Origin of the sequence: Corynebacterium sp. HMSC074C05 (genome assembly GCF_001838325.1) — a bacterium.
Taxonomy (GTDB): domain Bacteria; phylum Actinomycetota; class Actinomycetes; order Mycobacteriales; family Mycobacteriaceae; genus Corynebacterium; species Corynebacterium amycolatum.
Genome location: NZ_KV836295.1, coordinates 351,082 through 373,121, shown reverse-complemented (window position 1 = coordinate 373,121; position 22,040 = coordinate 351,082). Strand labels below are relative to the sequence as shown.

The following is a 22,040-nucleotide window of genomic DNA, read 5'->3' as shown; positions in this document are numbered from 1 at the left end:
GCTGGTCACCATTTGTCGTTGAAGGAGTCGATTGTGTCACGACCGACACAATACCCGCTTATACCTATAAACCCGGTAGTCTAAGTGGAATGAACAACGTGGTACGCAATGACAACTCGGCGGCGAAGAGCCGTCGACGTCGTCGGCGACCGCGCAGAAGGGGTGGCGCTTCCGCGTCCACCAACACCAATAGCGCTACTACCAGCGGAAATTCCGCAAAACGTAGTGGCTCCGGCGCCAATGGCCCCCAAAAGGCCAAGCCAAACTCCGGTGGCGCCAAGAAATCTTCCAAATCACCGAAGTCGGCACGACCCTCGAAGCAGTCGAACAACCGCGGTGGCCGTAAGAACGGTCAGGATAGGAACAATCGCCGTCGTCACGCACAGACGAAGCGTACGAACAATCGCCGTGCGCACTCGTCGCGCGCGCAAAATGCAGCGCCGATGCAGACCTCGATTGAGACTTCGGCGGGCGGACTGGTCGTCTCGGGGCTTGCTGAGGCGGTCGGCGATGGCGGCAAAGTCAACCTGTCACGGATTTATGTCGCGCTGATTGGTCGGCACGATCGTCGCGGGCGCCTGCTGTGGTCGATGCCCAAGGGCCATGTCGAGCCCGGCGAAGCTTTCGATTCCACCGCCGAACGTGAGGTGTGGGAAGAAACGGGCATTCGCGGCGAGGTCATCGAGGAGCTCGGTGTGATTGACTACTGGTTTGTCTCCGATGGCACACGGATTCACAAGACCGTGCACCATCACCTTCTGCGCTACGTCGATGGCGATTTGAACGACGAAGATCCCGAGGTCACTCAGGTCATGTGGGTCCCGGTAGACACCCTGGTGGAGCGGTTGGCCTACGCTGACGAACGCAAACTGGCCCGGCGCGCGCACAATCTGCTGCCCGATCTCGCCCGCGCGGAAAAGCGAGCAGGCCGGCAGACGCCGAGGTGATTGCGCATGTTCAGGTTGCAGTTGCCAAGGAATGTTGTTCGTAAAGTCACGGCCGCCACCGCAGCGCTCATACTGTGCTTGCCGACGGCCGTTGCGCCCCCAGCTTTTGCGCAAGATGAGCAGTTGTGGGGCAGTGGTACCAATCGAGTCGGTGAACAGGGACCCCTTCGGCTTTCGATAACCAGCTTCGCTCCGCATGTCGCGGCTCTACATTCGACACTGACCATCAAGGTGCAGGTGCACAACACCTCCAACGCGGATATCAGCAATGTTGCGCTGCGCCCACAGCGGGCCGGCGCACTAGCTTCCTCTGCAGATGCGCGGACGATTCTCGCTGAGCCTGAATCGGTGTTTGATGTGGCTGGTACCTTCAGTGCCCCCATCGAGCTGAAAGCGGGCGAGACGCGTGAGGTTACGCTAAGTGTTCCTATCTCCGCACCGGCCCCAGAAGGACTCGACATCACGGAAGCCGGCACGTTTCCGCTGCTCATCAATGCTAACGGGCAACCGGAAGATGACATCGACCGCCTGCTGGCGGAAACACGCGCACTGCTACCGGTGACGGATTCGCAAGCCGCAGGTGATGAGCCGGAACCGCCTGCCGGTGATGAGAACGACAACGATGAGACCGACAATTCCGATGCGCCCACCCGCCGTGACCCAGTGCCGTTTTCGCTGATTTGGCCCATCAGCCAGCCAGTGCCAGTGGTCGGCGGTGAGACCGGTGACGCACCCTCGTCGCCGAATCTCATCCTCACCGACAATTCTTTGGCCGAGTCTCTCGAACGCGGTGGCCGCCTCGACGGTTTGCTCACCTCGTTGGAAAAAGGCTTTGCCGGCCCCGATGGGGAGAGATTGCGGGAATCGACATGCATCGCCATCGACCCGGAGACCCTCGATGCAATCTCCCGGATGACCCGTGACTACTGGATTGGCACCAGCCGCCCAAGTCCTGTGGAGTCCTCTCCACGACTGCGGGATTCCTGGGGAAACGCGGATGACACCAATCTCACGCATATGCCCGCCAGCGACAATGCCGCCGACTGGCTTAATCGGCTGCACGATCTCACACAGGACACATGCACACTGTCACTGCCGTGGGGCGGCACCGATGCCAGCGCCGTAGCTCGCGTGGCGGATCAAGAGCTTTCCATGGAGGCACTCGCCGCTGGTCGGCAGACCATCGCCAAGCATTTGGACGTTCAGACACTGCCGGGTATCTATTTGCCCGCCGAGGGATACGTAACGTCGGAAAGCGCCCCGCTGTACTCGGCGGCGACAGCTCTGAACGGAACCACCCCGGAGCGCGCATTCGAAGACCGCGTAGATACCGGCGAGACGCTGCCTCCCTCGCCCACTCCACGCGAAGCCGCGCACGACACCACCGTATTAGTCGCGGACAACACCACTATCACCGCCGATGGTCAGACACTACGGCCTGGCCACAGTGGCGTGCTTGCCGACGGTAGCCGCGCCTTCGCCCTCTCTGGGGCACTGACAGCCTCTCTGGCTGCAACAGGACGGTCTCCCCAGACTGTGGCGTATTCGAATCTGCTCGGACGCTACGATTTCCGAATCGACTCCGAGGCTGCACGGATGCAGACAGCGATTGGCACTCTGTTCCAATCACTGACTGATTCGGATGCCCCTCGCGCGGCTGTAGTGGCAGCACCACCGTCCGGTTGGGATCCACACGCTAGCGACGCTGAAGATTTCATGGCCGCGGTTCGGAAAGCCGTGGACGCTAACCTGGCTGAGCTAACTCCGCTGATGGACTCCATCACCGCCGCAGCTCGTGACCTGGATGCGGGCTCGGTTACCCCAGTTGACGAGCTCGCCGATCCCGCGCCGGTGGGTGAAGCGCTCGTGGAGAAGGCTCGGATAGCCTCCCGCGAAATCACGGACCTGACCACAATCATGTCCAACGATCCCAACGTCGCGCTGACGCGGTATGAATTCACCCGCCCCCTGCGGCACGACTTACTGCGCTCGTTTACCACTCTCGGCCGGCGAAATCAGCTGCAGTCAACTGACGTGCAGCGGCGGAGCGAAGAACTCAGCGACCAGGCACTGGTTATGACTCGACGTCTGCGCAATTCAGTGACATTGGTAGCTCCCGGCGGTGTCTACACCCGCGCAACGCAGCTGTCGCCGATTGCGGTGCTGGCTCGCAATGGTCTGCCACTGCCGGTTCCCGCGTTCGTGCGCGTCGGCTCTGGAGATTCGGTGATGGAGGAGAAGTATGAGGCCGCCATCCCTGCCAAGGGGTCGGTGACTGTTCAGTTCACTCCGAAGTCGGGTGATGATGCAGAATCCACTCCGGCAACCAATGCTCCAGAGGGAGACCGGCCACGGGATAGTGGAGAAAATTCCCACAACCTGTTGTTGTGGCTCGAATCACCTGGCGGCACGCCTATTTCTCAATCAGTGAGTATTTCCGTGCAATCCGGCGCTTCCGTCGGGGTTTTGGCTGTCGTGACCCTCGTCATCGTCACTGTTGGTGGGTTTTTTGCCGCAAAACGGTCACAGTACTTTCGGAAATAGACCCCCTTTTAAGCAACAATAGGACATGTGACTGACTCAGACGCGCATAAATCTGGACTTCGAGGCCGCATTCGTCGGCCCGCGCCACCGGCTCCGGTTCCGGCGGCGCGGCCAACGGCTGAATCTCAGCCGGCCGAAGCGGCCCCGGACCTAACTCGCGTATCCGGCCATAAGGCAAATGCCGATACCGCCGCTGACGCGATGACGGAATCGGCATCACCATCGCCGGCAAAGGCGGCGACTGCGACAGCAACCGCTTCCGGCGATTCCTCCGCGGGCTCGACGACGGACGCAAATCAGGGACAGTCGAACTCGGACATCGTCGCCTCCACGGGCTCGATGGCAATCGCTACCCTGATTTCACGCATTACGGGTTTTTTGCGAAACCTGCTCATCGGCGCGACGCTGGGTCCGGCTGTGGCTTCAGCCTTCAACGTCGCCAACACACTGCCGAACCTGATTACGGAAATCGTCCTCGGCGCGGTGCTGACTTCTCTGGTGGTGCCGGTGTTGGTGCGCGCGGAGAAGGAGGATCCAGATCACGGTGCCGCCTTCATTAGACGTCTCTTGACTGTCTCTATGACGCTGTTGGCAGTGGTGACGGTGCTAGCAGTGATAGGTGCGCCACTATTGACCAGATTGAGCCTTAACGAGGCCGGTAAGGTCAACGTTCCGCTGGCGACGTCATTTGCGTTCTTATTATTGCCGCAAATCATCTTCTACGGCATATTTGCGCTGCTCATGGCGGTGCTAAACACCAAGGGAATCTTTAAACCCGGTGCGTGGGCACCTGTCGCCAACAACGTCGTGGCCATTGCCACGCTCTTGCTATATCTGTTCCTGCCCGGCCAATTGAGTCCGGATTCGGACGGTTCACTCTCCGATCCGCACATCCTGCTTTTGGGTCTTGGTACCACTCTGGGTGTCGTCATTCAGGCAGCCATCATGATTCCCTACCTCAAGCGCGCGGGCATTGATTTGCGTCCGCTGTGGGGTATCGACGACCGCATCAAACAGTTCACCGGCATGGGTGTTGCGATTATCACCTACGTGGCAATTTCGCAGGCTGGTTACTTCATCACCACCAATATTGCCTCGACTGCCTCCAAGGCAGCGCCGACGATTTACCAGCAGGCTTGGCTGCTGTTGCAGGTGCCCTACGGCATCATCGGCGTTACCTTGCTGACCGCCATCATGCCGCGACTGTCCCGCAATGCAGCCGACGGCAATGATGGGGCAGTGGTCCGCGATCTATCCATCGGTACGCGTCTGACCATGATTGCGCTGGTGCCGATCGTCGCCTTCTTCACCGCATTCGGCCGCCCCATCGCCGTCGGGCTTTTCGCGTATCTGGAGTTCCCCCGCGAAACCGCGGAGATTCTCGGCTGGACGCTGTCCTTCTCGGCGTTCTCGCTTATTCCATATGCCATCGTACTTTTGCACTTGCGTGTTTTCTACGCCCGTGAAGAGGCCTGGACCCCGACTTTCATCATCCTCGGCATTACCACCGTCAAGGTGATTCTGTCGTTCTTCGCTCCTCGTCTGGCTTCTGACGATGAGACCGTCGTCGTGTTGCTCGGTGCCGCCAACGGTTTCGGTTTCGTCGCCGGCGCAGTAATTGGCTTCTTGCTCTTGCGCCGCACTCTCGGACACTTGGACAGTAAGGCGACCGTCCACACCGTGCTGTGGGCACTGGGGGCGTCGCTTGTCGGTGTCGCCGTTGCTTGGGGCGCATTCGCATTGACCGACCTTGTGCTGTTCGATTTCTTCGGTTCCTTCGGCGTGCTGCTGCAGACCATCGTCACCGGCGTGGTCTTCCTCATCGGTACCGGCCTGGTGCTCGCTCAGGCTCCATTGGAAGAGGTCCGCGTTCTGGGCGGCTTCCTCGGCCGCATTCCGGGTCTACGCCGCTTTGCTCCGCAGCCTCATGCAGCCGACAATGCCGTCGCCGACCGTGAGGATATGGAGCGCGAACGTGGCTTCGCCGCTGATGCTTTCTCGATTGCCCCGTCGAACCTGATTGGCGAGGCCACGGGTCTGGCAAACGAGGGCTTCACCGCTTCGCCGCTGCTGCCGCCGATGCCGACGCAGGGTTCTCGCCCAACCCGCTATGTACCCGGCGAGATGGTCTCAGGTGGACGTTTCCGTCTGCGTTCTGAAGTCGCGACCTACCCAGGTCTGCGCCTGTGGCGCGCCATGGATATGGGAGATCCCGATAACGCAGATGTCGCACTTGTCTTCGTCGACACGATTGCACTGCCGTACTACGACACTTCGCCATCGGCTGCCGCCCAGAAGATTGCCACGACCACCAATGAGCTGCGTGACCTGGCCGGCGCCGGGATGTCGCGGATTCATAGCGTGGCGAAGACGCGCACCGAGGTGCTCATCGTCGCCGACTGGACCAGCAGTATCGGTATTGAGCGGTTCGATCAGGCCGCCCATCCGGATGCCCTGGCACTCGCAGTTGCATCACTTGCCGAGACGATCGCCGACGCCCACGAATCTGGACGCTGCCTTGGCCTGACAAACAAGCCTGGACAATTGCGCATCAGCAGCGACGGCCACATCTACGACGCTTTCCCCGTCGTTTTGCCCAATAGCTCGCAACGTTCGGACTACAGCGCGTTGCTTTCAGTCATCGACGAGCTGTTCTACAGCGTGACGAACATCCCCTCCGATATTTCTGCTGCCATCGACCGCGCGAAGCAAACACGCCCGGAGAACTTCAATGGGCAGGAGTCGCCAGCTCGCACGCTCGCCGAGGACTTGCGCGCCGCAGCACTGGGCCCCGATTCTTCGGAGTTTCTCGCAATCGACCCCGACACCGGTGCGCGCGAATCCGTCGATGCCGGCGGTGCAGCCCAATCAAACGCTCATCACACCAAGAATCGCACCCGCGCATTCAGCACCGGCGCAGTCGTTGTCGGCGTAGTCATTGTCGGTGCACTTGTCGCCGCGGGCATCTTTGGTCTGGTTAACCGTTCCTCGGACGCACCGATTAACTCCGAGTCCGTACGACGCGGTCCGGCTCCGGTCACGACGCTCTCGCTTGCCGACGCTAGCGAGTGGCAAGCCGACACCGACAACCCTGCAGCAGGTCCAGACAATCCGGACATGGCTGAGCTGACCATCGATAATGACGAGGAAAGCTTCTGGGTAACTTCTACTTACCTCAGCCAGTTCGGCAATCGTCCAGAGGACTTTAAACCTGGTGTTGGTATTCGGGTCACTCTGGATGAACCGGCAACCATTCGAGAGCTTAAGGTCTCTGCGACCCCGGGCGCACACATTGAAGTTCGCGGCCTACGCGATGCTGGCTCGACAAACTTGGATGACACAACGGTTCTCGGTAGCGCAACCGCCACCTCAGGTACGACAACTATCGAAATTGATAGCCGCGACACCGAGTGGAAGAACCTTGTTGTCTGGATCTCCGGCTTGCCGACGGCTGCGGAAGCGGTAGCCGACAGCAACTCAGACACTGATGCTGATACGAATGCTGATGCTGAGTCGCAGAATTCCGATTCGGACAACCCACTTGTCGGCGACCGCAATCTGGCTGAGCAATCCCCGGATTCGTTGCTGCCAGTTGCAATTGGCGATATCCAGGTGCGTGGTACGGAATAACGCTCTGAGCTTGCCTTAGGCGGCAACAGTTTAAGTTGTCCCAAGTTATCCACAGCTACTGGGACATTTTGAAATTCATCCACAGCCCGCGGTCTCCACGGCAGTTTTGCCAAGCGGAGAGCGCGGGTTTCGTGTTTGCATAGGAGCCATGAACTTTGGGGGAAGAAATCGAATTGGGGACAGTCACCGTAAGGCCCATGCGGGTCGGCGACTGGGGGACTATGGCGTCGTCGGTATGCGAAAGCATGCATCTGCGGACGAGGTTGATCGTGAGTTATTAAAGGCGCACCTGGCGGGGGATCGTCGCGCGTTCGCGGTGTTGGCACAGCGTTATCACCCGCAGTTGGTAGCTATGGCGCGGCGATATCGTCGGGATGATTTCGATCCCTTAGATGGGGTACAGGAGGGGTTGGCGCGGGCAATTGCGGGGGCGGCGAGTTTTCGCGGGCGTTCTACGGTGGCGACGTGGCTGACGTGCATCGTGAAGAATGCGTGTATTGACCACATCCGCGGTCGTTTCGGGGAAATCTCTCTGTGCGATAAGGACGAAGATTTTGAGACGCTTCTGAGTTCACAGCCGATTCCCTGCCCGGATGTTCCGCTACGAGTGACTATGGTCGCCGCATTGGAGCAGTTACCAACGGATCAGCGGGATGCTCTGTTGTACTTGGACATCTTTGGGTATTCGCTGCAGGAGACCTCTCGCAGTATTGGGCAGCCGAGCGGAACGTTGAAGTCTCGACGAGCGCGGGCGCGGCGTGCGCTTCGGCGACAGTTGGAAGAAGTGCAGGTGGCCTAACAACTGCGAAGCAGGGGAGAAGCAGGGGAGGGGAATAGAGATGGCTAACCTCACGTTGGTTGAGGTAGCTGGTTCCGGTAGTTTCTTTCCCGGAGCTGAAAAATTTGCTCGCTACTGAGCATCACTGTGCGCCATGTGATGCGAGAGATAAAAATTATAGGAGTCTTCATGAGCGATATCGTTCACGACCTAATCATTGTCGGTTCCGGTCCCGCCGGTTATACGGCTGCCACTTACGCAGCTCGCGCCGACCTGAAGCCTGTAGTGTTCGAGGGCATCGAGTTTGGCGGTCTGCTTATGACGACTACCGACGTGGAGAACTACCCAGGTTTCTCCGAGGGCATCATGGGGCCAGAGCTAATGGATCAGATGCGCGCACAGGCTGAGCGCTTCGGCGCTGACCTGCGCATGGAGATTGTCGATCGCATGGATCTCACCGGCGACATCAAGTCTGTTTGGGTTGGCGAAGAAGAGCACAAGGCTCACGCTGTCATCTTGGCAACCGGTGCCGCTCCGCGTTATGTCGGCGCTCCGGGCGAGCAGGCACTGCTGGGCCACGGTGTCAGCGCCTGTGCCACTTGTGATGGTTTCTTCTTCCGCGACCACGATATCGCCGTCATCGGCGGCGGTGACTCCGCGATGGAAGAGGCAACCTTCCTTACCAAGTTCGCCCGCTCGGTGACGATTGTCCATCGCCGCGACGAGTTCCGCGCGTCAAAGATTATGGTTGAGCGCGCCCAGAACAATGACAAGATTCGCTTTGCGACGAACAAGGTTGTGTCCCAGGTTCTTGGTGAGGACAAGGGTTCAGTTACCGGTCTCGAGCTGGAAGACACCGTCACTGGCGAGAAATCCGTCCTCGATGTGACTGCCATGTTCGTAGCAATTGGCCACGAGCCACGTTCGCAGATGGTTCGCAATCAGCTGGACTGCGACGAGAATGGCTACATTCAGGTAGCCGCTCCGAGCACCCAGACCTCCCTCAAGGGCGTCTTTGCAGCGGGCGACGTTGTTGACTCGCATTACCAGCAGGCAATTACCGCCGCCGGCTCTGGCTGCAAGGCCGCGCTGGATGCTGAGCACTACTTGGAAACTGTTGCTCGGTAGCTGACAGCAGGGCAGTCTCGCTAGCTGGATAAACAGCTATTAGTTGGGGCGGTGCAATTGTTGGATAACGCCAACGATTGCAGACATCCAACTATTGGGAGTACCCGATAGTCAGTCAGCCCAATTGTTGTTAGCTGTCGCTCAATGAGGGCGCAGCGGGACGTGTTATAGCCCGATCCGCCCCGCACCCATCGAGCGCTCGCAGCGTTCCCAAGAACACCATTAATTAACAATTTAGTACTTCACTCGCGCCACCGGAAGCCCTAATTTTTGACGCCTTTAGCGCCAAATCCGTACGCGAGACTGAAGAAACTAGGTTGAAAAATTAGAATCAAGAGCACGAATCAAAACCACTAAGAACTCAAACGAGCTCATTCTAAGGAGAAGAATTTCATGGCTCCGGTAACTGTCACCGCCAATACCTTTAAGTCCGATGTCCTCGAATCCGATAAGCCGGTACTTGTAGATTTCTGGGCAGAGTGGTGTGGCCCGTGTAAGAAGATTGCTCCCGTTCTCGACGAGGTTGCGACCGAGCTCGATGGCAAGGCCGTCATCGCCAAGGTCAACGTCGATGAGGAGCGTGCACTGGCTGGCATGTTCCAGATTATGTCCATCCCAAGCCTGCTCCTATTCAAGGACGGCAAGAAGGTCGAAGAGATTCGCGGAGTCCGCCCGAAGGGCGAAATCACGGCGCTCATCGAGAAGCACCTTTAAAAAAAAACAGGGGTTGCTCCTTATCCGATACGAGGTCGCAACTGCTCACCCGTCACTTCACTTCTCCCACCTTCCTTGGACACGCCCCATTAAGATGTGACTGAAGTTATGGTTGTGATTTAGAGTTAGTTCTGGGGTTTTGCCGTCGGGCTTGCCGACGCGCCCTCGTAACAATCAATTCGCGCCTGCGACCTGGTAATCTTGCTGGAAATGGCGGTTTACGTCTTCCTTAATACCGTGAAGGAACCAGGTTGCCGCCAACTTAAGAGGTATTGCTGACCATATCCTCTGAGAGTGCGCGGAGTTTCTTAACTGAAGTTTCGTTTAGCTCACTGGCCAGTAATACTGATTAAGTGTTGTGAGGACCCCACAACGGCCTGAACATAATTGTGGAGTTCGGAAGGGAGTTTTCGTGCCAGAGTTTCTGAAGGTGGGCGATAGGTCACCTCGTGTTGCCGAGGTACGTTCTACCCTGGCTCGTCTTGGGCTTCTGCCCAACTGGGAGGGCTCAGCTGCAGAGGAAAACTCGCCTCAGTGGTCTGGTGACGACGACCTGTTTGATGAGGATATGCGCAACGCTCTCCTGGCGTTCCAACAGTCCCGCGGTGTCTATGCCGACGGCATCATCCGCGACAGCACCCTGCGCCTACTGCGAGAAGCTTCGTACACTCTGGGCACCCGCGTACTGTCCTACGATCCACTGTCACAAATGACCGGTGAGGACGTGGGCGTCCTCCAAGCTACCTTGCAGGAGCTCGGTTTCCACGATGCCCGAGTAGACGGCCACTTCGGCCCGAAGACCGATGCATCTGTGCGTGAATACCAGCTCAATTACGGGTTGGAGCCGGACGGTATCTGTGGCCCCGTTACTCTCCGAGCGCTCAGCTACTTGGGTAGAAGGGTTACTGGTGGCTCGGTAAACGCTTTCCACGAGAAGGAAATCCTGCGCACGATGGGGCCTAAGCTCTCAGGCAAGCGCATTGTCATTGATCCAGGCCTTGGGGCAGGGGAGCCCGGCGTCGTGGTCGACGGCCCCTACGGTCAGATTTCTGAAGAGGAAATTCTTTGGGATTTGGCCTCTCGCATCGAAGGTCGTCTTGTCGCGGCGGGTGCAGAGACTATTCTGTCTCGTCCTCGTACCGACAACCCATCTATCGAAGATCGAGCTGAGATGGCCAACGCATTTGGCGCTGACATCTTCATCTCCCTGCAGGCTGATCACTATCACAACAACCGCGCCAGCGGTATTGCGACCTTTTACTTCGGCTCGATGAAGGGCTCCAACTCCATTCTGGGCGAACAGCTCTCTGGCCTTATTCAGCGGGAAATTGTTGCCCGTACGAGCCTGGTGGACTGCCGCTCGCACGCCCGTACTTGGGATCTCCTCCGTCTGACCAGGATGCCCACGGTGGAAGTCGCCGTTGGTTACCTGACCAATGAGGATGACGTGGCAATTCTTTCTTCCCCAGATCAGCGGGACGTAATTGCCGAATCTATCGTTGTCGCTGTAAAGCGTCTGTACCTGGGCGATGAAGAGCAGCAACCAATGACCGGCGCTTACAGCTTTGCTCAGCTGATTGAAGAGGAAAAAGCCTAAACACGGCCGACCTATGTAACCCGGTGCTAGAGACTGAACAGCTTTGAGCGCATAAAGGGTTCTTTCGCACTTAGATCCAACGCATGACCGATTTCTTCATCCCAGTCCAATTCCGCATCCAACTCGATACGGAGTTTCGGATGAATCGGATGTGGAGTCACCACCCGAAACCCGGAGTCAAGAAGGGTTCGCGTACGAATTAAATCACCGGCGTTATGGTTAATCGCCGCCAACGAATCTGAGATACACGGCTTTGGATTTAGCTTTTCTTCGAGTTGCGCCTCGAAATCAGCGATTAGATTCTCCGTACCGTCGTCAGGCGTTGGCGATGACGGCGTGGGTCCCGACATAGAATCCGCTGTGCCACTGCAACCAAACGCCTCTACCGCTGAAATCCCGCGCAGCGCGAGCTTGTGCAGAGCGGTCACAATGAGAACGCGGAGCATGTCATCATCGACGTCTAAAGCGTTGTAATGGAGACTCGTCAGCGCAATCGCATCCGGCGATATTGGCCCGGAAGGCATGGAAAATGTCGTCGGGCAGAAGCGCGGGGGCGCAAAGAGGAGCGTGCCGACGGTCTCAGGCTTCCCATCGATAAGTGATGCCGGTGGCTTTCGCCGTAGCGAATATCCGCACGGTCCCCAGGAAAGGTAGACGGTATTGAGCCATGCTTCCTTCTCCAAGCGCACCTGGGCGGCTAAATCAGAGCTTAGGACGCTATTTAAGGGGCTCTCACTAGCTCCGGTAGGCCGAGTAGCGGGTTGGCTGTCCGAATGCTTTAAATCGCCGTTGAGGGCTTCATCCTCTTCTGGCTTGCGAGGGTCCAAATTAGGTTCGCGCGGCTCAGACGAGAAGTGGGGTAGGGCAGTTGCAGTACGGATATGCTCCATGCCCTGTTCCCAAAACAGGCTTAACATCGTCTCCGGATAGATTCCATCGATGTCGGCCAGCGAGATTTTCTCGATGAATACTTCAGTCACAGTAACCGGGTTTACTCTTCGTCGAGATGCATCAGTGATATGATGCGATCAAAGTCCTCGAGGTTGCCGAATTCGATGACAATTTTGCCCTTACGCTTGCCCATCTGGGCAGTCACCTTCGTATCAAAAGAATTGGACAGGCGATCAGCCCAATTGTGGAGTACCTCCGGCTGCGGAGTGGGCTCGCGGTGCTGCTTCTTCGGTCGCTCGCCTGCATTGAGTAATGTCACTGCTTCTTCGGTCGCACGGACAGATAGTCCTTCAGCAACAATTCGCTCGGCGAGGCGCTGCTGTTCCTCCTTACCTGCCTTGACCCCAAGCAAGGCACGTGCGTGGCCAGCCGACAGAACTCCGACCGCTACTCGTCGCTGTACTTCCACCGGCAACTGCAAGAGTCGAATCATGTTGGTAATAACGGGCCGCGAGCGACCGATACGATCTGCCAGCTCTGCCTGAGTAACACCAAACTCATCGAGCAGCTGTTGGTACGCAGCGGCCTCTTCGAGTGGGTTCAGCTGCACGCGATGGATGTTCTCTAGTAGGGCATCGCGGAGCATGTCCTGATTTGGAGTATCGCGAACGATGGCGGGAATCGTGTCAATTCCAGCTCGCTGAGAAGCACGCCAGCGACGTTCACCCATGATGATTTCAAACTCGGGTTGCAGCGCATTCGGATCTTCCTTGCGCGCTGCCTCGAGCGCTGCCGCACGATTATCCGTTGAGATTGGTCGTACGATAATCGGCTGCAATAGACCGAACTCACGAATAGAGTGAGCAAGCTCATTCAAGGGCTCTTCATCGAAGACCTCTCGTGGCTGCTTCGGGTTCGGCGTGATGAGCTTCAAATCGACCTCGCGATAGGTCGCGCCAAACTCGTTTGCGGCCGAAGCGTCAACATCAGCAGCCTCGGCGCCACTGTAGTCCGCTACTTCCGACGTTGCTGAGGGCGATGTTTCACGTGAAACATCGCTAGGCTTACCAATGGCCTTATCGTCACTGTGACGTTTCTTGGCCTCATTAGTATGCGGCTTACTTTGCCCGGATTTTGCAGATTTTCCGGCGTTTTTCCTCTCAGGCGCCGAGGTGCCGGATCCCGTCGCGGCTGCGCCCAGTACGTCGGCAACTCCGCTACTTCCAGACTGCTTCGTCCCCTCGGTACGGCGGGGACCGAAAATAATATCCGCGGCACTTTCACCTACCGACGGGTTAGCCGCCGGAGCAGTTGGGATTAGCGCGGCGATACCGCGACCGAGCCCTCCCTTGCGGTTCTCCTTTTTTTGATTCGACATGGGTTACTACTCCTAGTTGCTTTAATTTGGCTCAGTGGAATTGGACGGGGTAGGGGAGGAAGCTGGCTTTTGCCCAATCGCACTTCCCCCAGGAACTGCTGAATAGTCGCCACGCGTTGCCAATTCCTTTGCAGCATCAAGATAAGCAACTGCGCCCCGAGACCCTGGATCGTAGGAAATTACGGTCTGCGAATATCCCGGCGCTTCCGATACCTTCACGGATCGAGGGATGAGATTACGCAGAACAACCTCGCCGAAGTAGTTACGAACCTCATTGGCAACTTCTTCTGACAGCTTGGTGCGGCCATCGAACATAGTGAGCAGCACAGCAGAAATATGCAGCTCCGGGTTGAGATGCTGACGAATCATCTGCACGTTATTCATCAGCTGCGTCACACCCTCCAAGGCGTAAAACTCACACTGAATCGGTATCAAAACCTCGTTGGCGGCGGTCATCGAATTCAGCGTCAACAGACCAAGCGAAGGCGGACAGTCAATAATGAGAAAGTCGAAGCCGTTGTCAATCAAGTACTGATCTGGAATTGCATCGAGAAGTCGGCGCTCACGGTTCAGGAGCGAGACCAGCTCAATCTCGGAGCCCGCCAAGTCCAATGTCGCCGGCACACAATAGAGGTTCTCAGATTCAGGGGAACGCTGGATGACATCGTCAATCTGCAGCTCGCCGATGAGAAGCTCATAGGTCGAAGGAGTCCCGGAAACATGCTCAATGCCCAGGGCCGTAGAAGCATTTCCCTGCGGGTCATTATCGATGACCAGAACCTTGAGACCATGCCGCGCGAGCGCCGAAGCGATGTTGACTGCCGAGGTGGTCTTGCCCACGCCACCCTTCTGGTTGGCAATCGTGATACGACGCGGTCGCTCGGGGCGTGGAAGCGATAAACGGTTCGGGGCTTTAACTTGCGCCGCCCGTTGAGCTGCCGCAGCGATGGGTGTGTCTTGCCAGGACTTCCGGCTCATTAACTATTCCCCTTACAAGCACAGCAATCACCAATCATGGCCACTGGAGTGCGAATTAAAACTTAGTAACTATCTGCAAAAGCGTAATCATCAAGCCCCAACAACCGTTAGACGCCGACGATTGTGGAATGTTTCACGTGAAACATCCACCTTGGTCGCTAGGACTTTGCCATACCGCGATACTTATCCCACTCTAGCCCGACGGCACTACGCGCCTCAATGCCGAAACCAGAACACAAACGAATCCGCAGTGGAGTTGGGGGAGCGGGGCTTACAGCCTACTTCTTCTGAATAATCACGGCGTACGTCGAAGTTCCCAACACGGAACCGCCGACCTCTACGACGCGGGGATTAATTCCCTTCGCCTTAGCAATAAGCTTTGCATCCCGATCGATTTCCTCTTGGGCAGTTCCACCCTTCAGTGCAACCATCGCGCCTCCGGATTTAACTAAAGGAAGCGACCATCCCGCCAACTTCCCAAGAGGGGCAACAGCGCGGGAGGTGACGACATCCACTTGGCCAATCTCAGCGCGAACCACTTTCTCCTCAGCACGCCCGCGAACTACCGTTACATTGTCCAGCTCAAGATCTTCCACAACTTCGTTCAAAAAGGTTGTACGGCGCAGCAATGGTTCCACAAGAACCACCTTCAAATCCGGTCGCGCAAGAGCAAGCGGAATGCCGGGCAAGCCAGCCCCCGAACCAATATCCGCAACTACAAGCCCTTTGCCTATCGATTCTCCAACTACCGCAGAATTGATAATGTGCCGATCCCACAGCTTTGGAGTTTCACGTGGTCCAATCAAACCTCGGACTGTCGCCTCCTCGGCCAACCATGAGTGGTAGCGGTATGCCCGATCGGCATTGTCTCCAAACACGGTATCTATCACCGAACGCAGATCTGCATCGACCAAACCTGCGGAGGCTTCTTGCTTATCGACGTCTTTCGCGGAGTTACTCAACAGTTCCTCTAACCTTTCCAATGGGGCAGCTGTGCCGTCACTCGTCGAGCTTTTCAACACCCCTAGTGTACGACAGTGCAACAACGATGTTTCACGTGAAACATTGACTGGGGATGGATGCCAAACTCGAGACTCCAGAGAAAATTACAGATCTGTAATAACAGCGACGTTGTTTGCGTGGGAGGGGACTAAGGCAAACAAAAACGCCCCGCAGCAAATACGGGGCGTTCTGATTAATTAACTTATGTAGACGAAGCGCGGTGCTACTTCAGCTATTTCTTCTTGCGCTTCCGTTTCTTCCGATTCGCGGGATTCTGTCCCGGCGCCGACTTGGAAGCCGGACCCTGCTGTCCCTTCGCCGAATTGCCATCCGGAAGGTGGCTAGAAGCCTTGTTCGCAGTAGAAGCCTCACCAGACTGCGACTGCTGCGCTTTCTGCGCTGCCTGGCGCTTGCCGCCCTTCTTCGGGTTGATTGGCTTCTGGCCAACCTTCGGAGCGAGCTTCTCCTGTGCCTCGCGCTTAGCAGCCTTCTTGGCTGCGACAGCTTCCTTCTCTTCCTCATCCAGCTTGCCAAAGATGTAGCGCTGCTGGAAGTAGGTCCACACGTTGTTAGTCACCATGTAGACAAGAAGACCGATGTGCCAGAAAGCACCGGTAACAAGAATCATGATTGGGAAGAACCAAAGCATCATCTTGTTCATCATGTCCATCTGCTGCCCCATAGGGCCTTCCTGGCGCTTCACCAAGCCGGCTTCCTGGCGGGCACGGGTGCGCTCAACAGACATGCGAGCGTTGAAGTGCGTTGCCAGTGCCGCGACAACAATCAGCGGGATAGCAACGATCATGATGTCCATGCGGGTGAAGTCTGCAGGCGTACCAGGCACGGTAAAGGCTGCGTATTGATCCTCACCCATTCCAACCGAACTGGACAGTGGAGCATTGAGCACACGAGCCAGGAGGAAGGACCGCACCTCATCTACACCGAAGATGTAGTTAGGCGTATTCCAGTTCTGCTCCACCGACATGCCGAGCGCATTGCCCGACGTACCCGTTCGGTTAAACGAACGCAGCACGTGGAAAAGACCGATGAACACAGGCATCTGAACCAGAATCGGCAGACAGCCGCCGAGCGGGTTGACACCCATTTCCTTCTGTAGCTGGCGCATAGCAAGAGCCTGAGCCTGCTGATCATTCTTGTACTTCTCCTTGATCGCCTGCATCTCAGGAGCGAGTTGCTGCATCTTGATGGCAGAACGCTGCTGGTTCAGCATCGGCTTAAACAGGAGGATACGGATGGTGACCACAAGCAAAATAATGGCCAGCACCCACGAGATACCCGAGGAGGGATCGAATAGGAAACCTGAGGCCTTATGCCAGAACCACAGGATGGCCGAAATCGGCCGATACACGAAATTGAGCACGGTCTAAGATCACTCCGTTCTTTAGGGGGCAGCGCACTCGCGCCTTCGTCTACAAAGCCCGGTCAAAGGCTAAGCATTACTAGAGGTTACCTGTGCATTCGCTTTAACCACGAACCCAGGCCGGGGAATGTAGCTGGAACTGGATCCCAGCCGCCCGGATGCCAGGGTGCGCAACGGAAGATACGCAGGAGAGTCAGCCACAGGCCACGAATAGCTCCGAAGCGGCGCACGGCCTCAAGACCATATGCGGAGCACGTCGGTTCAAAACGACATGTGCTCGTTGGCTTCAGATTAGAGATACGACGGCGGTAGAAGAGAATCGCCCTCTCAGCCACACGTGCACCGGGGGCCTGGGCGAGGGGGCCGTCGTCAAGCGAATTAGCGCCGACGTTCGTATGTAGCGAGTGCCGATTGCACATCGTGGGACAGCTCCTGGCTGGTGGCTGTGGCAGAAGCGGGCAGCGCGCGAACGACAATGTCCATAGTGGACGGGAGATCCTGCGCGGCCGCAGCCATAACATGGCGGAGCTTGCGGGATACAGCGTGACGAGTCACGGCGTTGCCCACAGCTTTAGATACGACAAGACCGACACGTGGACCACCAAACCTGGCAATCTGCGTATCGGTCTTATCTTCACCGCCAGAAGCGGCGGTGTCACGAATATGCAAGACCAACGTCTTGCGTCCGATTCGGCGTCCACGTCGTACGGTGACCGTGAAGTCACGCGAAGAACGCAGCTTATTGCTCTGAGGGAGCACCGAAATCGGTGTCCTCTTACTTAAGCGGACAGGCGGGCACGGCCCTTGCTGCGGCGTGCTGCCACAACGGCGCGACCGGAACGGGTACGCATACGGGTACGGAAGCCGTGCACGCGTGCACGACGGCGGTTATTCGGCTGGAACGTCCGCTTCGACACGGTTGACACTCCTTGAAACTCAAACGACCACGAGTCCACGCTGAACACACCGCAGTAAACCCCTCGCTTCGAGTTCGAAGCAGCGATGCGTCTGACGCATTCCCGTGATGCACGGAAAAATTACTTACCGACAGAATGAAAGCTACAAGCGTTCTGTCGGGTCCAAGCACGAGCTCGGACTCATATCTCAATGGATATGAAACACCCAGATAGGTTACGTCGAATCGAGCGAGAAATTCAAATCAACACGCCGGATTTACCTGGAGAATCATTTTCCAAGTTTTCCAACGGTACCGATGTTGACCTGTGGAAATACTGACCTATGCACCGCAATCCACAGGGTGTTTATCCAATCAGCTGTGGATAACTTCCACACCATGAATCACAGCGAGCAGGGGAAATAACGCGTTTACCTAGGTAAACGCAGACTAGGGGGCTATTTTTCATTGTGAGCAAACTGTGGATAAACTGTTAGTCAATTAGCGACGAAGTTTATCCACAGGTGTGGACAAACATGTGGAAGTCCTGCTCGGGGCGTATAGCGCCTTGTGTAGAAACACCCCACAGGGCGAATTACAAGAAATAGCCCCCAAATGGGCAGCTATGGCACTCTCGCCATGCCAAAAACACTCCACAAAAACAGGTCGCCTCGATAAATTTGATGAACGTAAACATGTAAAAGGACATTCACACAGTGAGCGAACAACCAGAATTGCCAGGTGGACTCTGGGAGCAGGTCGTTTCTATCCTGACTTCACCAGAAGGTGCGCCGGAGTTGGGTATTGCACCACTACGCCCGCCACACAAGGCACTGCTGCGGTCAGTGACGCACACTGGTGACTTTCCAGGTTTTTTCCTGCTCAGCACTCAATCGCCAGTGGTACAGGCGCTGGTAAAAGAAGAGCTCAAGGGCATTATCGAAGCCGTCTTAGCTTCGCTGACCGGCGAGGAGTTGGAAACGGTCATCACCGTTGCTGATCCTGCTGACGACGCTGAAGATAGCCAGGCGGCGGAGGCCACTCAACCATCTGCACAGCACTCGGGACAGACCCCATCTGCAGCTTCGCGTCCGCAGCAGGCTCAGCGTCAACAGCCAAACCAGCAGCAGCACCAGCAGCAGTCTGGCCGTAACTACCCGTTCCCCAGTGCAGATACGAACGACTTCAATCTCCACGAGCAGCACCAGGGATCGACACAGATGCCACAAGTGCCGCAGACGCATCAGCCAAATGTCCATAATCAGCAAAGTGCCCAGTCACAGCACAGATCGATGGACGCCGTGGATTCAATGGCGCAGGGGCTTTCGCACTCATCTGCCGAGAATCCAATGACTATTGCTGATCAGCGCCAGGTCACAAGTCCTTTCCTCTCCGAGAGCCACGGCACTCCAACCGAGATGAGCATGCCTTTCGAGGAGCCCACCCTCAACCCGAACTACACCTTCGAGACCTTCGTTATTGGTCCGCAGAATAAGTTCGCCGCTGCAGCCGCCGTCGCTGTTGCGGAGTCTCCGGGGCGCACCTACAACCCGCTGTTTATCTCCGGCGGTTCGGGTCTTGGCAAGACGCACCTGCTCCACGGCATTGGTCACTACGCCAAGCATTTGTACCCTAACCTGCGGGTTCGTTACGTTTCCTCGGAAGAGTTCACCAACGACTTCATTAATTCCGTGCGTGACGACGCCCAGGAATCCTTCAAGCGTCGCTACCGCGATTTGGACATGCTCATCATCGATGACATCCAGTTCTTGGAGGGCAAGGAAGGTACACAGGAAGAGTTCTTCCATACGTTCAATGCCCTGCACCAGTCCAATCACCAGATTGTGCTGTCGTCGGACCGCCCACCGCGGGAGCTTAAGACTCTGGAGGATCGCCTTCGTACCCGCTTCCAGTGGGGGCTCAATCCGGATCTGCAATACCCGGACTTGGAGACGCGAATCGCAATTCTGTCGAAGAAGGCACAGCTGTCTGATCTGGTCGTTCCGCATGATGTACTCCAGTACATCGCGGAGAACACCTCATCTTCTATTCGTGAGCTCGAGGGGCGTCTACTGCAGATTAGCGCTCACGCGTCCATGATTCATGAGCCTGTGACCTTGAAGTTTGCACAGGAGATCCTCGGTGCCGACGAAATCGAGGTGCAGATTACTCCGGAGATCATCATCTCCACCACGGCTGAGTACTTCGACCTAACGGTTGCAGATTTGGTGGGCCCGGGTAAGACTCGCCCGGTCGCTCATGCACGCCAGATTGCGATGTACCTGACGAGGTCCTTCACCGAGCTTTCGTTGCCGTCGATTGGCCGGGAGTTCGGAAATCGTGACCATTCGACGGTTTTGCACGCTGAACGCAAGATTGTTAAGGAAATTCAGGAGAAGAAGCCCTCAAAGGACCAGGTCAACGACCTGACCACACGCATTCGAGATCGAGCTCGTGGAACGGCTTAAAAACCTTGGGTTCGGCGTGCGGAATTCTTGTTATTAACTGCGGTTTTTCCGTGCACAGAGCTGTGGACAACTCGTAAATTTTGTGGATGAAAGATGAAGCCCGAACACTATCCACAGACACCCCAAGTTATCCACAGTTAGACGCACTGGTTATCCACAGCGCGAAACCAGCGAAGACCAGCGGGAATCATGTAATTTCACAATGTGCACACCCCCTATTACTACTCCCGACTTTAAAAATCTCTAGAAACTTCTAGATAAAAGGGGGCCTGCGCACAACCCCGGGCAAACAACCTCTGGCGCACAACTTTAAAAATGCCAAGAACGAGTAAGAACTACGATTAAGCACTAGACGGACTACAAGAATCCCAGTGAGGTCTTTGGCAGTCTGCAGTAGAGTTGTACGATGGAATCTTTGTAACTCCAGTCATGTGCGCTGACATAGCGCGCTGACAACACAAAAGACGGCTAATAAACGGCTAAAAACAGACATCCAATACCGGTGGAGGAACGATGGAGCAGACCGAAGTCCGTATTCGCGCGGCTAAGGACGATCTCGCGGGTGCGGTGAGCTGGGTTGCTCGTAACCTGCCTGCACGCCCGACTCAGCCGATTCTGCGAGGCATGGTTTTTCTCGCGGATGACAATGGTTTGCAGCTCGCTGGCTATGACTACGAGGTCTCCACTCAAATCCGTATTAGCGCAGAGGTCGATGAGCCCGGTCGCTTCGCCGTCAATGGCAAGTTGGTTTCTGACATTGTTTCTAAGCTGCCGAATAAGCAGGTAGAGATGCACTTTGATGGCACAAAGGTCATCGTTCGTTGTGGTTCTTCCCGCTTCGAGCTGCCAAGTCTGACCTTGGAGGATTACCCGCAGCTACCGGAAGCTCCGGCTGCTACCGGCACTGTCGATGCCGCTCTGCTGGCCGAGGCTATTGGTCAGGTCGCTGTCGCTGCCGGCAAGGATGAGTCGCTGCCGATGCTGACCGGCATCCGGATGGAAACCGAAGGTAACGAGGTCACTCTCGCTGCCACCGACCGTTTCCGCCTGGCTGTTCGCAGTTTCGAGTGGGAGCAGGTCCCGGAGGGTGAGACCAAGCTGCTCATCCCGGCCAAGACCTTCGCGGAGACCGCCCGCACTCTCGATACCACTTCTAGCGAGCCAGTGACCTTGGCATTCGGCGACGGATCCGATGATCGTGAGGTCGGCTCCGAAGGCCTGCTGGCTATCCTCGCCGATCCTCGTCGCACTACCACGCGACTGCTGGACGCCGAGTTCCCGAAGTTCCGCCCGCTACTGCCGAAGCAGCATTCCTCCATGGCTGTTGCCCGTGTTGACCAGCTGCAGGATGCCATCCGTCGTGTGTCTCTGATGGCGGATCACGGTGCGCAGATTCGCATGGACTTCTCCGACGGTCAGGTTGTCCTTTCCGCTCATGGAGACGAGGTTGGTCACGCAGAAGAGACTGTGGCCTGCAACTTCTATGGTGAACCACTTCTGATTGCCTTCAACCCGCAGTACCTGCTCGAGGGGCTCAGCGCTGTTCGCTCCCATCGTGTTCTGCTGGGCTTTACGCAGCCATCGCGTCCTGCGATTCTCATTCCGGAGCCGGAAGCCATTCCGGAGCTCGGTGAGGACGGCTTTTACCCAACGCCGGAGACCGACTTCACTTACCTGCTGATGCCTGTGCGCCTGCCGGGCTAGTCTGC

Annotated in this window: 17 protein-coding genes; 9 read left to right on the top strand and 8 right to left on the bottom strand. The window is 56.9% G+C overall.

The window, feature by feature from the left end:
• Nucleotides 1–89 precede the first annotated feature (89 nt).
• The 7 genes from HMPREF3042_RS09745 to HMPREF3042_RS09715 all read left to right on the top strand — a co-directional run bounded on the left by HMPREF3042_RS09745 (nucleotide 90) and on the right by HMPREF3042_RS09715 (nucleotide 11,338).
• Nucleotides 90–947, top strand: coding sequence for an NUDIX hydrolase (locus HMPREF3042_RS09745; RefSeq protein WP_187401106.1), 858 nt, complete (start codon nucleotides 90–92; stop codon nucleotides 945–947).
• 6 nt (nucleotides 948–953) lie between these two features.
• The gene (locus tag HMPREF3042_RS09740) at nucleotides 954–3,491 is read left to right on the top strand and encodes a hypothetical protein (protein WP_070857049.1); all 2,538 of its coding nucleotides are present in this window, start codon (nucleotides 954–956) and stop codon (nucleotides 3,489–3,491) included.
• A gap of 27 nt (nucleotides 3,492–3,518) precedes the next feature.
• Nucleotides 3,519–7,121, top strand: coding sequence for a murein biosynthesis integral membrane protein MurJ (locus tag HMPREF3042_RS09735; protein ID WP_070857008.1), 3,603 nt, complete (start codon nucleotides 3,519–3,521; stop codon nucleotides 7,119–7,121).
• A gap of 235 nt (nucleotides 7,122–7,356) precedes the next feature.
• Nucleotides 7,357–7,920 (top strand): sigma-70 family RNA polymerase sigma factor, encoded by a 564-nt coding sequence (locus HMPREF3042_RS09730; protein WP_246822405.1) that lies wholly within the window; start codon nucleotides 7,357–7,359, stop codon nucleotides 7,918–7,920.
• A 168-nt stretch (nucleotides 7,921–8,088) separates the two neighbouring features.
• A complete protein-coding gene (gene trxB, locus HMPREF3042_RS09725) occupies nucleotides 8,089–9,027 on the top strand; it encodes a thioredoxin-disulfide reductase (RefSeq protein WP_005511625.1) in 939 nt (312 codons plus the stop codon).
• A gap of 393 nt (nucleotides 9,028–9,420) precedes the next feature.
• A complete protein-coding gene (gene trxA, locus HMPREF3042_RS09720; RefSeq protein WP_070628759.1) occupies nucleotides 9,421–9,741 on the top strand; it encodes a thioredoxin in 321 nt (106 codons plus the stop codon).
• Nucleotides 9,742–10,153: 412 nt separating this feature from the next.
• Entirely contained in the window at nucleotides 10,154–11,338 is a 1,185-nt protein-coding gene (locus HMPREF3042_RS09715) for an N-acetylmuramoyl-L-alanine amidase (RefSeq protein ID WP_070857005.1), read from the top strand.
• Between the two features lie 26 nt (nucleotides 11,339–11,364).
• Here HMPREF3042_RS09715 and HMPREF3042_RS09710 read toward each other — a convergent pair whose 3' ends face one another.
• The 8 genes from HMPREF3042_RS09710 to rpmH form a co-directional block, all read right to left on the bottom strand.
• Nucleotides 11,365–12,318 (bottom strand): hypothetical protein, encoded by a 954-nt coding sequence (locus HMPREF3042_RS09710; RefSeq protein ID WP_070857004.1) that lies wholly within the window; start codon nucleotides 12,316–12,318, stop codon nucleotides 11,365–11,367.
• Between the two features lie 11 nt (nucleotides 12,319–12,329).
• Nucleotides 12,330–13,607 (bottom strand): ParB/RepB/Spo0J family partition protein, encoded by a 1,278-nt coding sequence (locus HMPREF3042_RS09705; protein ID WP_070857002.1) that lies wholly within the window; start codon nucleotides 13,605–13,607, stop codon nucleotides 12,330–12,332.
• 21 nt (nucleotides 13,608–13,628) lie between these two features.
• The gene (locus HMPREF3042_RS09700) at nucleotides 13,629–14,585 is read right to left on the bottom strand and encodes a ParA family protein (RefSeq protein WP_070857001.1); all 957 of its coding nucleotides are present in this window, start codon (nucleotides 14,583–14,585) and stop codon (nucleotides 13,629–13,631) included.
• Between the two features lie 278 nt (nucleotides 14,586–14,863).
• A complete protein-coding gene (rsmG, locus tag HMPREF3042_RS09695; protein ID WP_083327470.1) occupies nucleotides 14,864–15,499 on the bottom strand; it encodes a 16S rRNA (guanine(527)-N(7))-methyltransferase RsmG in 636 nt (211 codons plus the stop codon).
• Between the two features lie 320 nt (nucleotides 15,500–15,819).
• Nucleotides 15,820–16,968, bottom strand: a complete 1,149-nt coding sequence (yidC, locus tag HMPREF3042_RS09690) for a membrane protein insertase YidC (RefSeq protein WP_070856999.1) — start codon at nucleotides 16,966–16,968, stop codon at nucleotides 15,820–15,822.
• 86 nt (nucleotides 16,969–17,054) lie between these two features.
• Nucleotides 17,055–17,387 (bottom strand): membrane protein insertion efficiency factor YidD, encoded by a 333-nt coding sequence (gene yidD, locus HMPREF3042_RS10700; protein WP_080972909.1) that lies wholly within the window; start codon nucleotides 17,385–17,387, stop codon nucleotides 17,055–17,057.
• A complete protein-coding gene (gene rnpA, locus HMPREF3042_RS09685; RefSeq protein ID WP_005511651.1) occupies nucleotides 17,347–17,727 on the bottom strand; it encodes a ribonuclease P protein component in 381 nt (126 codons plus the stop codon). Before rnpA ends, yidD begins: the two co-directional genes overlap by 41 nt.
• Nucleotides 17,728–17,747: 20 nt before the next feature.
• Entirely contained in the window at nucleotides 17,748–17,885 is a 138-nt protein-coding gene (rpmH, locus tag HMPREF3042_RS09680) for a 50S ribosomal protein L34 (RefSeq protein ID WP_005511646.1), read from the bottom strand.
• 694 nt (nucleotides 17,886–18,579) lie between these two features.
• On the opposite strand from rpmH, the gene dnaA reads away from it, so the two are divergent.
• The gene (gene dnaA, locus HMPREF3042_RS09675; RefSeq protein ID WP_070856997.1) at nucleotides 18,580–20,331 is read left to right on the top strand and encodes a chromosomal replication initiator protein DnaA; all 1,752 of its coding nucleotides are present in this window, start codon (nucleotides 18,580–18,582) and stop codon (nucleotides 20,329–20,331) included.
• 513 nt (nucleotides 20,332–20,844) lie between these two features.
• Nucleotides 20,845–22,035 carry a DNA polymerase III subunit beta gene (gene dnaN, locus HMPREF3042_RS09670; RefSeq protein ID WP_070856996.1) on the top strand — a complete coding sequence of 397 codons (1,191 nt, stop codon included), beginning with the start codon at nucleotides 20,845–20,847 and terminating at the stop codon, nucleotides 22,033–22,035.
• Nucleotides 22,036–22,040 lie beyond the last annotated feature (5 nt).